Source organism: Nitrospiraceae bacterium (genome assembly GCA_019637075.1).
Classification (GTDB): domain Bacteria; phylum Nitrospirota; class Nitrospiria; order Nitrospirales; family Nitrospiraceae; genus JAHBWI01.
Map to the genome: position 1 here is coordinate 176,974 of JAHBWI010000001.1, position 16,231 is coordinate 193,204.

At 56.3% G+C, this 16,231-nt stretch carries 13 protein-coding genes; 8 read left to right on the top strand and 5 right to left on the bottom strand.

Annotated features, from left to right (window positions below):
- The first annotated feature begins 16 nt into the window (after positions 1–16).
- A complete protein-coding gene (gene treY, locus KF814_00865; protein ID MBX3234675.1) occupies positions 17–2,905 on the top strand; it encodes a malto-oligosyltrehalose synthase in 2,889 nt (962 codons plus the stop codon).
- A 211-nt stretch (positions 2,906–3,116) separates the two neighbouring features.
- Complete coding sequence (locus tag KF814_00870) at positions 3,117–3,758, top strand: response regulator transcription factor (GenBank protein MBX3234676.1); 642 nt, start codon at positions 3,117–3,119, stop codon at positions 3,756–3,758.
- A gap of 24 nt (positions 3,759–3,782) precedes the next feature.
- On the opposite strand, the gene KF814_00875 is transcribed toward KF814_00870, so the two are convergent.
- Entirely contained in the window at positions 3,783–4,478 is a 696-nt protein-coding gene (locus KF814_00875; protein MBX3234677.1) for a response regulator transcription factor, read from the bottom strand.
- A gap of 508 nt (positions 4,479–4,986) precedes the next feature.
- On the opposite strand from KF814_00875, the gene KF814_00880 reads away from it, so the two are divergent.
- The 3 genes from KF814_00880 to KF814_00890 all read left to right on the top strand — a co-directional run bounded on the left by KF814_00880 (position 4,987) and on the right by KF814_00890 (position 8,589).
- The gene (locus tag KF814_00880) at positions 4,987–6,282 is read left to right on the top strand and encodes a hypothetical protein (GenBank protein MBX3234678.1); all 1,296 of its coding nucleotides are present in this window, start codon (positions 4,987–4,989) and stop codon (positions 6,280–6,282) included.
- A 149-nt stretch (positions 6,283–6,431) separates the two neighbouring features.
- Positions 6,432–8,273 (top strand): glycoside hydrolase family 15 protein, encoded by a 1,842-nt coding sequence (locus KF814_00885; GenBank protein ID MBX3234679.1) that lies wholly within the window; start codon positions 6,432–6,434, stop codon positions 8,271–8,273.
- Between the two features lie 130 nt (positions 8,274–8,403).
- Positions 8,404–8,589: a hypothetical protein gene (locus KF814_00890; GenBank protein ID MBX3234680.1), complete on the top strand. Its 186-nt coding sequence runs from the start codon at positions 8,404–8,406 to the stop codon at positions 8,587–8,589.
- A gap of 57 nt (positions 8,590–8,646) precedes the next feature.
- On the opposite strand, the gene KF814_00895 is transcribed toward KF814_00890, so the two are convergent.
- Positions 8,647–8,925 carry a hypothetical protein gene (locus KF814_00895; GenBank protein ID MBX3234681.1) on the bottom strand — a complete coding sequence of 93 codons (279 nt, stop codon included), beginning with the start codon at positions 8,923–8,925 and terminating at the stop codon, positions 8,647–8,649.
- 1,039 nt (positions 8,926–9,964) lie between these two features.
- On the opposite strand from KF814_00895, the gene KF814_00900 reads away from it, so the two are divergent.
- Together KF814_00900 and KF814_00905 are read left to right on the top strand one after the other, a co-directional pair.
- Positions 9,965–11,473, top strand: a complete 1,509-nt coding sequence (locus KF814_00900; GenBank protein ID MBX3234682.1) for a site-specific DNA-methyltransferase — start codon at positions 9,965–9,967, stop codon at positions 11,471–11,473.
- Positions 11,474–11,485: 12 nt separating this feature from the next.
- A complete protein-coding gene (locus tag KF814_00905; GenBank protein MBX3234683.1) occupies positions 11,486–14,113 on the top strand; it encodes a DEAD/DEAH box helicase family protein in 2,628 nt (875 codons plus the stop codon).
- Between the two features lie 36 nt (positions 14,114–14,149).
- Here the strand turns inward: KF814_00905 and KF814_00910 are convergent, their stop codons facing one another.
- From KF814_00910 to KF814_00920, 3 genes are read right to left on the bottom strand one after another with little or no spacing between them, the layout of a single operon-like run.
- Positions 14,150–14,461, bottom strand: a complete 312-nt coding sequence (locus tag KF814_00910; GenBank protein MBX3234684.1) for an XRE family transcriptional regulator — start codon at positions 14,459–14,461, stop codon at positions 14,150–14,152.
- Positions 14,462–14,471: 10 nt separating this feature from the next.
- Positions 14,472–15,338 (bottom strand): ImmA/IrrE family metallo-endopeptidase, encoded by an 867-nt coding sequence (locus KF814_00915; GenBank protein MBX3234685.1) that lies wholly within the window; start codon positions 15,336–15,338, stop codon positions 14,472–14,474.
- Complete coding sequence (locus KF814_00920; protein ID MBX3234686.1) at positions 15,331–15,720, bottom strand: transcriptional regulator; 390 nt, start codon at positions 15,718–15,720, stop codon at positions 15,331–15,333. The genes KF814_00915 and KF814_00920 overlap by 8 nt, the downstream gene beginning before the upstream one ends.
- Positions 15,721–15,972: 252 nt before the next feature.
- Here KF814_00920 and KF814_00925 point away from each other — a divergent pair, with 252 nt between their 5' ends.
- A complete protein-coding gene (locus KF814_00925) occupies positions 15,973–16,215 on the top strand; it encodes a DUF2188 domain-containing protein (GenBank protein MBX3234687.1) in 243 nt (80 codons plus the stop codon).
- Positions 16,216–16,231: the final 16 nt, after the last annotated feature.

Genomic DNA, 16,231 nt, shown 5'->3' on the forward strand with positions numbered 1-16,231 from the left:
TTCCGGAGTAAGACGCATGGCGAAAATTCCCGTTTCCACCTATCGGCTTCAATTCAACCGTGCCTTTCGATTCAAGGATGCCGCAGAAGTCACCGGGTACTTGTCCGACTTAGGTATTACCGATGTCTATTGTTCTCCCTATCTCGCCTCGGTTCCAGGAAGCGCACACGGGTACGACATCGTCGACCCGGGCCGGCTCAATCCCGAACTTGGGAGCGAGGAAGAGTTCGGCCACTTCGTGCGGGCGCTCCAAGAACGCGGCATGGGCCAGATCATGGACGTGGTGGCCAACCACATGGGCATCAATTCCGAGATCAACCGCTGGTGGCAGGATGTGCTCGAGAACGGACCCGGTTCTCCCTTTGCGGCCTATTTCGACATCGACTGGACGCCGCTGAAGCCGGAATTGCAGGACAAGGTCCTGCTGCCGATTCTCGGCGCGCCCTATGGACGGGTGCTCGAGGCCAAGGAACTGCAACTGCAATACGACGAAGGCCGGATCGTACTGGCCTATTACAGTCACCGCTTTCCCATCGCGCCTGAAACCTGCTCGCTTCTCCTTACGAACGGCCTGGATGCGTTTCTCCAGCAGGAGGGAACGGAGGCCCCCCACGTCGTCGAACTACAGAGCATTCTGACGGCCCTGACACACCTTCCCTCGCGGCACATCACCCAGCCGGATGCCGTGACGGAACGGTACCGAGAAAAGACCGTCATCCGCCGACGATTGGCCACACTGGTCGAGACGCATGCCGCCGTGCGTGCCTACGTGGCTGCCTCGCTTGAGCGAGCCAACGGCACCGTCGGGGTTCCGTCCTCGTTTGATCTCCTCCATCGTTTGCTGGAGGCGCAAGCCTATCGCCTGGCCCACTGGCGAGTCGCGGCCGAAGAGGTGAACTATCGACGCTTTTTCGACGTCAACGAACTCGCCGCCCTCCGCATGGAACTGCCGGCGGTATTCGAGCGATCGCACCGGCTGATCTTCGATCTGTTGCAGTCCGGCACGGTGACCGGATTACGGATCGACCACGTCGACGGTCTGTACGATCCGGCGGACTACCTGCAGCGGCTTCAGGACTGGGCGGCCTCGGCATTGGCGCCGGGATCCGGCCCATGGCCCCTATATCTGGTCGTGGAGAAAATTCTGGGGACCAATGAAGAGCTGCCGGCCCCGTGGCCCGTATATGGCACCACGGGCTATGAATTTCTTTCGTTGATCAATGGGCTCTTCGTCGATCGCAACAATGAGCGGGCCATGGATCAGGCCTATGCGCGCTTTGTAGGGGAGGAGCAACCGTTCGATGAGTTGGCCTATGCCTGCAAGCGCTTGATCATGAAGGTCTCGATGGTGAGCGAGTTGAACGTGCTCGGCCATCAGCTGAATCGGCTTTCCGAACGCGATCGGGGTTCCCGGGATTTCACCTTGAACAGCCTCATCGACGTGCTCCGGGAAATCATCGCCTGTTTCCCGGTCTACCGCACATACATCAGACCCGGCGAGGACGGCCTGCTCGATCGCGACCGCACGTTTATCTGGCAGGCTGTCGCCAAGGCGAAACGCAGAAACCCCGCCGTCAGCGGTTTGGTCTTCGATTTCGTCCGCGATTTGCTCCTTACGCCCATCACCGCCGACGGCGCGGGCGGCGACGAGCACCGGGCATTCGTGATGAAGTTTCAGCAGCTCACCAGCCCGGTCACGGCGAAGGGAGTCGAGGACACCGCCTTCTATCGGTACCATCGTTTGCTGTCACTCAACGAGGTCGGAGGGGACCCGCAGCAATTCGGCCTCTTCCCCCCGCTCGTGCATCAACAATTCAAAACGCGCCAGGGCAAAACTCCACACGCGCTCTCAGCCACCGCCACGCACGACACCAAGCGCGGGGAGGATCTCCGGACCAGGTTGAGCGTCCTGTCGGAAATCCCCAAGGAGTGGCAACAACAGACGCTGCGGTGGCGCAAATTGAACCGCAAGTGGAAAGCGAACGGTGAGCAGGGCGTCATGCCGGCCGCGGGTGACGAATATGCCCTGTATCAGACCCTGGTCGGCGCCTGGCCGGCAACCGGGCTGGAGGACCAACGGGAACGCGAGGAATTTCGTGAGCGGATCCACGGCTACATGGTCAAGGCGCTTCGGGAAGCGAAGTCCCGCACCAGCTGGGTGAATCCGGACGCGGAGTACGAAGACGCGATGTCACGTTTCATAAGTGCGATCTTGGATCCCGTCCGGGCGTCGGACTTCCTTGCGGACTTTGCGGCGTTCCAGCACCGGGTCTCTGCCTATGGAGTCTATTATTCGCTGGCACAGGTGCTCCTCAAAATGACCGCGCCCGGCGTCCCGGATTTCTATCAGGGGAGTGAACTGTGGGATTTCAGCCTGGTGGATCCCGACAATCGCCGCCCAGTGGATTTCAACCTGCGGCGCGCCATTCTGGAGGAATTCCGCATGCAGGAAACCGCCGGCGCCCCACAGGCGAGATTCTTGGAGCACCTCCTGGTCAACAGGAGCGACGGACGGATCAAGATGTGGCTCATCCTGCAGACCCTGCACTTTCGGCGTCGGCATGAGCCGCTGTTCGCTGCCGGCGAATACGTGCCCCTCACCGTCGCCGGTCCGCGCCGAGAGCATCTGTTCGCGTTTGCCCGTCTCCATAACGACATGGCGACGGTCACCGTGGTCCCTCGACTACTCACGGCCATCCTTTCCGATCCGTCGCAGTTGCCGCTGGGGGAGACGGTGTGGGCCGAGACCGGTATCACCGTGCCCTCCTGGAAACCCGGATCGACCTATCGCCACGTCCTTACAGGAGCAAGGCTGCGAACGGTCTCTGATGGAGACCGACAGATCCTGCTTGCCGCGGAAGTATTTGAATCCTGCCCCATCGCGCTCCTGGAACGGGAGGGCTGAGTCTCCTCGCGAATCGTGGGCCTGCGGGGTGGACGGGAACCGACGGCGACGTCAACACGCGGTCCATTGAGCCCTCGGGCCTCCCGGCTCCCACGCAGAGCCGCTAGGGTTTCACATAGCGGACAGCGGTTGGGGGTGTGGTACGATGAAACTCGCCAACCGCACGGGAGATCACTGATTGTGATCGATCGGGAACGGGACGGTACATACGATGCATCCACCTCGCGTCTTTATCGCCGACGACCACCCTCTGGTGCTGGAGGGCTTCCGCCAGCTGCTGGCAAAGGATACGGTCGTCGTGGGCAGCGCACAGAGCGGGGATGAATTGTTGGATCAGGCCCCCTCGTGCAAACCCGATATCATCCTGCTGGACGTGTCGATGGCCGATTCCAACGGATTCGACTTGGCGGTACGGATCAAGTCCCTCCTCCCTCACGTCAAAATCATTTTCGTCACGATGATGAGCGAACCGTTTTACGTCAGTGAGGGGTTCCGAAAAGGCGCGGCCGGATATGTCCTCAAGCAGTCGGCCGCTACGGAGTTGCTCTCAGCCATTAGGGCCGTGATGAGCAACCGCCGATTCATCTCGTCGGATGTCAGCCCCGATGTCCGGGAGATCATCGATCACCCCTGGATGCGCCCGGAAGGCTATCGGGTGCAACTGACGCCGCGACAAACCGAGTTCCTCAAGCTCTTTGCCAACGGCCGTTCCACCAAAGACATTGCGTCGGAAATGTCTATCTCCGAAAAGACCGTCGAGTTTCACAAGGCGGAAATCATGAAGAAAGTCGGCGTGAAGACGGCGTCGGATCTGACGAAATTCGCGCTGTCGCAGGGACTGACCGACCTGTGAGCGGCGGGAAGACCCGGCAGCCGCTTAGTGCTGGCGCAGTTCGGTGGTCGGGGGCGTCTCGGGAGGGGAAATCAGGCCGAGGTGAATGGCCTGCTTGGTCAGTTCGGCGGTCGTCTTAGCCCCCAACTCCTTCGAGATTCGAGCCTTGTGGAACTCGACGGTCTTGAGGGTGACGTTGATGATCGACGCAATCTCTTTGTTGGACTTTCCTTCCGCAACCAACTGCAGTACTTCCCGTTGACGAAGACTCAACATCACGGCGGGTTTCGGTGCGACCGGCGGCGCAACCGGATCGGTCGCGCTCGCGACGGCCTTATCGATAAGCCCTTGCGCCACGATCGGCGAAACGTAGGTCCTGCCCTTGAGGACTTCTCGCACCGCAAAAAGCAGTTCCTCGCCGACCGACTGTTTGAGGACATACCCGCTGACCCCGACCCGAAACGCCTCGTCGACGAAATGCGGCTCGGCATGCATGGTCAAAATGACGATCTTCGTCTGCGGATTCGATTTCCGCAAATGCCGGCATGCATCCAGCCCGTTCAGCAGCGGTAAGGAAATATCCACGAAGGCCAGGTCCGGCTGAAGCTGTTCGGCCGCCTCGACCAGCGTGCGGCCGTCATTGGGGGTGGCGACGATCTGATATTCCTGCTCCAGCAGCTTGACAATTCCTTCCGACACGAGGCGATGATCATCCGCGATGATGATGGTGGGCTTCGGCATAAGGAAGACCTATCGTGTGGTGTGAAGTTTGCTCGTTCCGGACGAGTCAGTATACGATAGGGGTGACTCTCAAGTCACGGCCGACCATACCGATCTCCTCACCGCACGCGTCGTGATCTGACGCAGCGGTCGGCCCAACGCTCCCCATGAGAAGACCGCACCGACCACGACAATCCATCTCGCATGTGCATCGACCGGCGACGCGATCGGCTCCTCGTTGTCCGATCACACATCGCGCAGCTCCTTCCCTGCGGCCGACTCCGGCTCAAAGCGCTAGGGTGAGGCCGACTCGCCTCTAGGGGCTTCCCCAGCGCGATCGATTTCGCTCGAATCGTAGGATAACTCGACGGACGAAACGGCGGCCACGAGTGGAGAGCGAATGACTCGAGGGGTCAACCCTCGCGGTTCGGACGAACTCAGCTCGCCGTTGCTCATTTCGGCAAGGTCGCTCGGACAGCACATCGCACCGGGACCGCATCACGAAGCAGGGCAGTGATCGGATTACATCATGCTCGCCGCAAACTGGACTCTGGTCGTAGTCGTTGCACTGATGACCTGGGGCTTCACCGCGCTTCACCTCGATCCTGCGGGGGCCGAGGAGGAGAAGACTGCGGAAGCGGGAAAGGAATATCGTACGACGTTGTTCGGCGAAGAAATCTACGTGCCGCCCCGGGATCGACGAAGCGTCACCGCGATCAACTTTGGATTGCAGTACACCCCCAACGGTCCCAGCCAGATGGAGATGCTGCCGTTCGGAGCCCTGTATGTTTGGCGCAATTGGGACGGCGACAATCGGCGATTCCGGGGAACCTTCTCGGGCGTGGTCAACGACATCGATTACACGATCGGCTTGCGCTCGTTACCCAACTGGTCGCTCGTGTTTACGCTGGACAATTTCATCGCACCCTTGGGGCGGTCCGAATACGTCGAAGGCCAACGGATCAGGGGGACCGAAATCGAATGGAACTATGTCTTCGCCGGATTCGGGGTCGGGTATCGATTTCCCTTCGTCCCCTTCGAGCAAGACAGTGCGTTGAATGTGTTTCTGACCTATGAGCCGGGCTATCGGTGGTTCAAAGGGACCGGACATACCTCGTCCGACTACGGTGTCCCGAAGGACACCTATGAAGGTCGCATCCATGGGCGCATCCGTTGGGATGCGCTGGTGCGCAACCTCATGGAACTGCCTCACAAGGGATTTTCAATCGGCGGGGACGTCCTGCACGGCCATCGGGCAAAGTGGGGTTCATGGGGCGGAGAGCCGTTCGATACGCCCGACTATAAGAAGGAACAGACCTACCTCGCGGCGTCGGCCTATGCCGTGTTCGCCCATGGACTCCCCGGAATCGAGAGTGAGCGACACAGGCTCATCACGAGTTTCTACGGGGGGATCGGGAAAGACCTCGATCGGTTCAGCACGTTTCGTCTGCCAGGCCGTCCCACCGGGTTTGAGTGGGACGCGATCTCACTGCCCACCATGCCGGGTGTCGCATTCAATGAATTGTTTCCCCGCCGCTATGCCATTGCCAGCGTCACCTATCGGTATGAAGCACTCTTCTTTCTGTATCCTTACGTCACCGCGACCTACGGACTCGTGGAGCGGCCGCGGCAAACACCGCAGGGCGTCAGGAACACGACCGATTCCCTGCCGGCGCTCGGCGGAGGCTTCGTCACCGGCGCTCCCTGGAAATCTCAACTCGAGCTCAACTACAGCTACAACTTCGGGATGTTTCGAGACCCCGCCGGAGCCCCTCCCACCAAGGGAGGCCACGGGGCCTTCCTGTTTTGGGCCAAAGAATTGTGACCTGACGACGCGCTATGGGCAAACCTCCGCTCGACTCGGGTTTTCCCGAGGATACCAGCGCGGTGCCGGACGGGATGATGGGATAGAGACGTTTCGAGCAACAATCGTATCGAACAGACCAGCTCACGGTCGCCTCGGACGCATCCACGATGCCCTACAGCCCGATCGAAGATTACGGTCTCATCGGCAACCTGCGGACTGCAGCGCTGGTCAATAAGAGCGGGGGCATCGACTGGCTGTGCCTGCCGGCGTTCGACTCCCCCAGTGTCTTCGCTGCAATCCTCGATGACCAAACCGGCGGCCGCTTCGACATCAAACCGGAAACAGAGCACCTCCGCACCAAACAGTTCTATTGGCCTGATGCCAACGTATTGGTGACCCGCTTTCTGTCCCCGGACGGGATCGGCGAAATCGAAGACTTCATGCCGGTGGGGATTGCCGACGATTCACCCTGGTGCAACCACCTGATTCGACGAGTGAAGGTGACCAGGGGAGAGCTTCGCTTCGGACTTCGCTGTCAGCCTGCCTGTGACTATGCCAGACAACGGCACGAACTGCATCTGTCACTTCTCGAGGCCGTCTTCGCCACACCCACGATATCGGTGGGACTCGTATCGACGGTTCCGCTCACACAGGACGCGGGAAACGTCTGCGCAACGTTTGTCCTGGCGGCCGGGCAGGAGGCGGTGTTTGCCTTTGGCCCCGTTCGTCCCGACAGCAGGGTTCGATGCGCGCCGTCCAGCGCCGAGGCCCAGACCATCCTGCAACAGACGGTGGACTACTGGCATCGCTGGTTGTCGAAATCGACCTATCACGGTCGCTGGCGCGAAATGGTCAATCGATCAGCACTCGCACTCAAGCTGATGACCTACGAGCCGACCGGCGCGATCGTGGCGTCGCCGACCTGCAGTTTGCCCGAGACCATCGGTGGAGAGCGGAACTGGGATTACCGTTACACCTGGCTGCGTGATGCGGCGTTCACCTTGTATGGGCTGCTGCGCCTGGGGTTTACGGAGGAAGCCCACCACTTCATGGAGTGGCTGGGACAGCGCATGGGCGAGGTCGAACCGGACGGCGGACTGCAAAGCGTCTACGGTATCGACGGGCGCCACGATTTGACGGAGCAGCGGCTGGATCATCTGGAGGGATACCGGGGCTCCCGGCCGGTGCGGGTCGGCAACGCCGCCTTTTGCCAACTGCAGTTGGACATCTATGGGGAGCTATTCGACTCGATGTATTTGTACAACAAGCACGTCATGCCGATCGGCTACGACGCCTGGTTGCACATCCGGCGGCAACTCGATTGGCTCGGGAAACACTGGCAGGAGCCGGACGAAGGGATCTGGGAGGTCAGGGGAGGCCGCAAGCAATTCGTCCATACCAAACTGATGAGTTGGGTGGCGATGGACCGCGGGGTCCGATTGGCGGAGAAGCGATCGTTTCCCGCCGATATCGAACAGTGGCGGCACATCCGTGACCGCGTGTATGAAGACATCATGAACAAGGGCTGGAATCACGACCGACAGGCCTTTGTGCAACAGTACGGAAGCGATCGGCTGGATGCAGCCGCGCTATTGATGCCGCTGGTCTTCTTCCTGGCGCCGAACGATCCGCGCATGCTCCGCACGTTGGACGCCATCACTCGATCACCGGAGGAGGGGGGACTCGTGTCCGACGGCCTCGTCTATCGGTACGACAGCGCTTCCGATTCGGACGGCCTGCACGGGAAGGAAGGCACGTTTACGATGTGTTCCTTCTGGCTCGTTGAGGCGCTCACGAGGGCGGGACGATTCGAGCCGAGCAAATTGGCGGAAGCTCGCTTACTCTTTGAGCGGATGTTGGGTCACGCCAACCACCTAGGCCTCTACGGAGAACAAATCGGGGAGAGCGGTGAGACGCTGGGCAATTTTCCGCAAGCCTTCACCCATATTGCCCTCATCAGTGCGGCCAGCAATCTGGATCGAGCCTTAGACGACAAACGGGTCGCCTGAGCCATGCCAGCTCGGGAGAGGCCCAGGTTCATCACGTGATTCTCCACCTTACAATGAGGCTATGGCGCGCGGACCGGAACAGGGTGCCTGTCCGTCGTTCCGCCGTCAGCACACCAACGTGGAGGGTCGCATGGCACGCTACAGCCGAGGTTCACAGAACATGGTGAAGCGAGCGCTGCACAAGCGGAAGCGGGGCACGCTCAGGAGCGGGCGCAGCGGGAGAAAAGTCACCAGCCGAGAGCAGGCCATTGCCATCGGGCTGTCGGAGGCACGGGCCAAGGGTCTGAAGGTTCCCCGAAAGCGACGCTCTCCTTAGCCATTGTCGATCACGACGAGGCGGATGGCTGACATGCAGGCCATCCGCCATCGCGCGCTAATCCTTCATCTTTTCCTTCAACTCTTTGACGTTACCTTTTCCTCGTTCCACGGCGCCTTTCATCTTACCTTTCGCGCGTTCGATCTCGGCTTTCGTCTCATTTCCCTTCGCCTCTTCCATGAGGGCCTTGGCCTCCCCCTTGCCTTCCTCCATCGAACCTTTGACTTCTCCTTTAGCCTTTTCCATCTTGGCCTTCGCCTCACTGGCCTCCGACAAACCGAGACCGCCGCTGAACAGTAACGCCCCGACGACACAGGCGAACATGAACCATTTCATGATGCGACTCCTTTCTTGAGGGATGGAACCAGGTGAGCAAGGGCAGGTGTGCGATCCCCACACATCTGCATGGTTTTGACGCTCACCATAGCGCCAGCCGGCGCGTAACCATCCTAGGCCAATCCCTAGTTTGTGGGTCCCGCAGCCCTCAATACAGAAACGCCGAGAGGAGCGACCGGAAGAGCGACCATGGACGGACGTGATTTGCATGGATCACCGAGTCCATTGAACAGGTGCGTCATGCATTGAACCTGGCGGCAGGCGTCCGTGTTGACATGGATAGGCCGTTGGCGTAGAGACGTGACGAGGCGCAGGCACACGACGGGGAAGCGGTAGAAACTGTCCGAGGAACTAATACTCCTTACACATGAATCTCCGTAAGTCATTGTAATCTAAGCCAACCGTTCAACGTGTCATCGCTTTTTCCTGCAAACGAATTTGATGGTAAATATACTGACAGAGGTACGGTCGGAACTGAATTTGTTGTCAACGGTTCGGCATGGCGTAATGTGTTGATATATAACAGAAACATTTTTCAGACCATGGCATATATCTGACGTCTCTCCCGAAAACGACGGCAGCTTAAAACGAGAGTAGAATGGCGGCTTCGGCGGTCCTCGACGACAGGAGTAGATCGATGCAGCAGTCACGATTCTCCGAAGAATAGATCGTCTATCCCGCCTATCCCATCAGTCAAGCCGTCCAGATCGGCCGGTAGAACAAAATCCGCAGTCTTCCCTCCTTACTGGCCTCCGCTTTCTCTTGGGTACCAAACCCATCGAAATTGCCATTCACCAAATTAATTGAACCAGCACTAGATAGGGGGAGAGGTTGACAGGAAAGTCCTAAAACCCTAGAAACTCAGATTCTGAGATCTGGATTGGCTGAATAGGACAATGTAGGCTGCACTAAAACATAGGTGAGTTTTTCGAATAGAGCTACTTAAGCCCAAATATCTCACGACAATGCCAGCAACTGGTAAATGTTGGCTCAATCTTTCGGCGGCAAACGGCGCGATTACGGATAAATAAAAGACACTATGCCACTGCTTCATTGGCTCACTCGCGACAAGGACATCCACACCGCCACCCAGGCCCCCTACCGCCTGCTTGAAGAAGTGGCAAAGCATTCGCATGGCGATCGTGACGCTGGGAACATGCTCATTCAGGGCGATAATCTCGACGCATTAAAAGCTTTACAACCTTATTACGCGGGCAAGGTGAAATGCATCTTTATTGATCCGCCCTACAACACACGTAGCGCTTTTGAGCATTACGACGACAATATTGAACACACACAATGGCTGGCGATGATGTATCCCCGCCTAGAGCTGTTGCAAAGCCTACTTACCAAGGATGGGAGCATCTGGGTCACAATCGACGACAATGAAGCGCATTACTTGAAAATCATTATGGATGAGGTTTTCGGACGAAAAAACTTCCTTGCTAAGGTTCTGTGGCAAAAACGAACATCCCCAGATGCACGAATCGAACTAGGCGCTGCTCACGACCACCTACTTGTCTATGCCAAGGATGCGGGGAAAGTTATTTTCAACAAGCTTCAGCTTTCGAGCGATCAGGCAAAGAACTTCAAGAACCCAGACAATGATCCACGAGGTCCATGGGCGTCTACCGACTTCACTGCACAGGGTTGGCGCCCCAACCAGATGTATAAAATCACAACGCCAGCAAACGTCGTCTATGAACCGCCAAAAGGAAGATGTTGGTCTAATATTGAAAGCGAATATACCCGTTTGCGCAAAGAAGAAAGAATCTGGTTTGGGAAAAATGGAAAATCTAGACCTCGGGTCAAAAATTTTCTAAGTGAAACATCAGGAGTTAGTTCGTGGACCTGGTGGACGAACTCTGAAGTGGGTCATAACCAAGAAGCTAAAAAAGAAATCAATGAACTATTCGGTGCAGATGAAGCTTTTGATACCCCTAAGCCAGAGCGCTTGATTAAGAGGATCTTGCAAATTGCCACAGACAAGAATGATCTCGTTTTGGACTCCTTCCTAGGCTCAGGGACGACCGCCGCCGTCGCACACAAAATGAACCGTCGTTATATTGGTATTGAGACGGGCGATCACGCCATGACCCATTGCGTACCCCGGCTCCAGAAGGTTATTGAAGGCGAGCAGGGGGGCATATCAGAGGCCATAGGTTGGCAGAGTGGCGGCGGTTTTCGCTTTTATCGCCTAGGGGTTCCTGTCTTCGATGAAACAGGCCATATTTCCCAAGGCATCCGCTTTGCGCCGCTGGCCGCGCATCTGTGGTTTTTGGAGACTGGCATCCCGTTTTCAGGCCGCGCCAATTCACCCTTCCTGGGCAGTCACGAAGGAATCGGCTACTACCTGCTGTACAACGGGATCCTGGGTGATACACGTCCGACTGGTGGCAACATCCTGACAGGAAAAATTCTCGCCAGCCTCCCACCGCATGACGGGAAAAAGATCATTTTTGGTGAAGGCTGTAGTTTAGGTGCAAATCGTTTACAGGCGAAACATATTACCTTTCGACAAATTCCGTATGAGATCAAGGCACGCTAGGAAACCAAGAATATGGAACTCAAACACTTTCAGCTGGCTGCGCTCAAGGCACTCACTACATTTTTTGAGCGCGCCCGTATCACCGGCGATCCAGAACAAGCTTTTTTGCAGATCTGGCGCGAGCAAGAGCCGAACAGGACTCATCCATCCTATCGCACTATTGCTGGACTCTCCGGCGTCCCGAATGTCTGCCTGCGCCTTCCCACAGGCGCCGGAAAAACGCTCCTCGCAGCACATGTCGTCGCCAAGGCCGGCCGGCACTTCCTGGAGCGAGATTACCCTGTGGTGTTGTGGATGGTGCCGACCAACACGATTCGCGTGCAGACCGCCGAAGCGCTCAAGAAGCCGTCCCATCCCTACCGTGCCGCTCTCGACGAAGCCTACGACGGCCGTGTTTCCGTCTTTGATCTGGAGGAAATCGCCCAAATCAGGCCACAAGACCTGACCGAGCGCGTCTCTATCATCGTCACAACTATTCAGAGTTTGCGCGTCAGCAATCCAGACGGTCGTCGGGCGTATGCTCACTCAGAGAACTTTGAGCCGCACTTTGCCCATATTCCAGCCAACGCCCCAGGATTGGATCGAGCCGAAGATGGTAGCCTCAAGTTCTCCTTCGTCAATTTGATGGCGTTTCATCGTCCATTAGTCATCATCGATGAGGCGCACAAAGCCGGCACGAACCTGTCTTTTGAGATGCTCGCCGCCTTGAAGCCGTCCTGCATCGTGGAATTCACTGCGACTCCGAACACCGATCCACACAACGGCAGCAATGTCCTCTTTCGGGCGTCCGCCGCTGAGGTCAAAGCCGCGGACATGATTAAGCTACCCATTATCCTGACCGAACATCTAGATTGGCGGGCCGCAGTCCACGATGCAATTGAAACACGGGCGCGCCTTGCCGAGACCGCCAAGAGCGACACGCGCTATATCCGCCCCATCGCGCTCTTTCAGGCACAGGACAAGGGGCAAGAAGTAACCGTTGAGGTCTTGAAAACATATCTTCTCGAGAACGAAAACATCGCGGTAGAGAAGATCGCTATCGCGACAGGCGAACAGCGCGAATTGGATAGTATCAACCTGTTCGATCCTACCTGCCATGTAGAATTCATCATCACAGTTGAGGCACTCAAGGAAGGCTGGGATTGCTCGTTCGCCTACGTGCTGTGCTCCGTGGCGAACATCGGCAGCGCCACCGACATTGAGCAATTACTTGGCCGCGTGCTGAGGATGCCCTACGCCGAGGTCAGCACCCAAGTTGCCTTAAACCGCGCCTATACCCACGTTTCAAGTCCGCGTTTCGGTGAAGGCGCGATGGCGCTCACCGATACCCTGGTCAAAAAAATGGGGTTTGAACCGGATGAGGCGGCCACCATGGTGGAACCACGGCAAGCCACCATTCCAGGCCTCGACACGAATACCGATCTGTTTGACCGTGAGCCCGTGCTGCTCGAAACGCTAGACTGCGCGCCGGACTTGAACGGGCTTGCACCGGAAATCGCTGAACGTGTCCAGGTGGAAACACGCCCGGACGGAAGTGTGACCGTCACAATACGTGGAGAGATTCCAAACGAGCTGGAACAACGCCTTGTCGCCACGATGCCCCCGGAAGGCCGCGAGAACATCCAGGCCGCGGTACACCGTCATCGCATTATGCATCGCAACAGCACCACCCCGGCAGAGCGCGGTGAGAAGTTCCCCGTACCCTCCTTATTCATAGACGTGCAGGGCGAGCTGCAGCTTGCCGAAAAAGAACTGATCCTTGATCTGTGCGGCTGGACACTGAACACCTATGCAGCAGAACTCACTTCGGCTGAATTCGCCATCCAGGACACTGCCGAGCGATGGGAAGTGGATTTGCGGGGCGAGAAAGTCATCTACCAGCACCTGGAACAAAACGCTCAGCTTGAAATTGGACTCCTCAAGCTTGATTGGACCGATTTACAGCTCTCGCGCTGGCTGGATCGTGAGTGTCGACAAGCCGATGTGACCCAGCCCGTGCTGTTAGAATTCTGCCGCAAAGTAGTCGCGTACCTGACCTCAACACGCGGCCTAGCACTGAAGGACCTGCTGCGCTTCAAATACCAGCTGGCCAAAGCCGTGCAGCAAAAGATTGCTGTCTATCGACAACAGGCCTATGCACAAGGCTATCAAACATTCCTACTCAGTCCACAGGCGCAGGTGGCAACCAGTTTCACAGACGGCTTCGCCTTCGAGAATCGCCCATACCCTGCGACAGACCTCTATCGAGGTGCCTATCAATTCAAGAAGCACTTTTTCGGGAGCATCGGAGAACTGGACGGGAAGGGTGAAGAGTTCGAATGCGCTAAGCTACTCGATACACTGCCGCAGGTAAAATACTGGATTCGCAATCTGTCTAATCGCCCGCAAACGTCCTTCTGGCTACCGACCTCGACGGATCGCTTCTACCCAGACTTTATGGCACGCTTGAAGGATGACCGCGTCTTCGCTATCGAATACAAAGGGGCACACCTCGCGGATAGCGATGATACCAAGGAGAAGACCAATGTTGGTCAACTCTGGGCGGCCAAGAGCGACGGCAAAAGCCTCTTCCTTATGGCACAATTGAAGGACAAACAAGGCCGCAACCTAAAAGACCAGATTGTCAGCATGATCGAGTAGGCTAGAGGACTCGCCTGAGCATCAATAGTTTAGCTTTCATGGCACTGCGCCTTCTCTCGTTTCCCCCTCTTTTACTTTCACGCAGACTTCGACGCGTGAGCCAAGCTTATTGAGGATCATCATCAATCTGTCAGAGGTGAACCGTTCGAGGTCAGCAGTTCGTATTCGGGAAAAGTCAGCAGCTGGAACCCCTGTAAGGCCTTGCGCCTTCCGGACAGTGAGATCTTGCTTATCAAGTGTCTTAATGATTTCAGCGGCCAGAATAGTCTTAAACTGCCGAACATCTGCATCAGGAATTTTCAAATCCTGATAGACGTTTCCGCTCCCACGGATAATATCTTCTTTCATTTGTATGACGTTATCGCTTCTTCGTTCTGTCTGGCCACGAAAGTACACCATCTAATTCTCGACAGTACGGGTCGCCGTCTTCAGTTTCCTTGTTTGCTGTGACTCCTCCCGCAGGCAGAGAGTCTTCATCGAACCAGAGTAACGACAACATTCGATCCCAATCAGGCAAATACCTCGACTCCTCATAGAGAGTTCCCCCTCGAGTCCAGGCTTCAAACCATTCTGTAGGGTCAACCTCACAGGGCCCCTCTTGTACAAGCTTTGCTCCTTGCACTGCCAGGGATGAAGGCGGCACACGATATCCAATCTGAACCCATGCTCCCATTTCTCTCAGGGAAGGGGAGCGGCTCGCGTAACGCACGATCCCATGCTCAGATAAGACAAATGTGCATGGTATGTCATTTAGCGCCGCAAACCGTGATCCGGTTGCAGTCTGGGAGGCCTTAAATTTCTTTCCCAATGTGACTACAGAATTAAACCCCAGATCTGCTGCATTTACTAGCGGCTTAAAATGATCAGAGGGCAATAGAACTTCAGAGGCAAAGACGTCACAGAACATTTCACTTTGGGGGCGCTTCGTATAACGTTGAGGGTCACTCTTGCCGGCGTGTTCGTTTGGCAGGTCGAGGAATATGTGTCCAAGCTCATGGCAAATAGTAAACCGCTGCCGTTCTTCGAGATGCCCCTTATTCACGATGATATGCCACTTGCCTTTGATGGGCAGAGAGTGACCAGATTCGTTATCAGGAAGATCCTTCTCATAATGAAGGACTGCGCCAATTGCCTCAGCATATAGGTCCATTGAAACGGGAAACCTAAGATTATGAAAGCTCCGCACAAAGGTGCGGGCTTTCATAACGATCGACAACTCATCCACCTTCCATGGTCTCCCTGATCTTCCGAATCTGTTCCAATACTCTTTCCCAGGCGTCCTTTCCTATTGGCCGTCCGCGTGATCTCATTCTGGCAGCGGATTCAAAGTCCTCGAGGGAAACTTTGGAACTTTCTAAAACATAGTTTAATAAATCCTCGTCAACTGGTTGTTGTACGAGAAACTTCAAGATTCTTGCTTTGCGTTCTCCAGGTCGCAGCGCGCGGATTAAGCTATCCACAGTGTCATCCGATGGATCAGCCTTTTCCCCCGTCTCCAGTCGGTGCACATATGCATGATCGAGATCGGCCAACTGACCCAATTGTCGCAATGATAGACCCTTTTCGGTCCTGAGACGCTCAAGAAGTCCACCAAACCCTATCGACATATGCCCTCTTGACTTGAAGGTAGTTTGCGGGTAGCCTGTTGTCCAGAAATATATTTACAGACAACATATTGACTCATAACAAGAAGTCCTTATCACAATGACAATAGAATGAATCATGGCAACTGTAGTCCAACTGGGCAACACAATTTACTCTGGTAAATATGCCAATGCAAGCAGCCTTGAGATGAAATTAGGACCGTGTGATCAGTCGGGAACACCGATAAACCAATCAGCCAACGAGAAAGGAGTCCTATGGCGAAAAATGATCGTTACGTTGTGAAGCATGAAGATGGATGGGCCGTGAAAAAACCCGGTGCTGAACGAGCGAGTAGCATTCATCGCACCCAACACGAAGCTGAACAGTCGGCTAAAAGCACCGTTGCAAACCTTGGCGGAGGAGAAGTGAGGATTCAGGGACGCGACGGACAGTGGCGCGATTCCGATACGGTATCACCGGGCAACGATCCTTGCCCTCCGCATGATCGTAAGCACTAAGAGTATTAGTTAAATA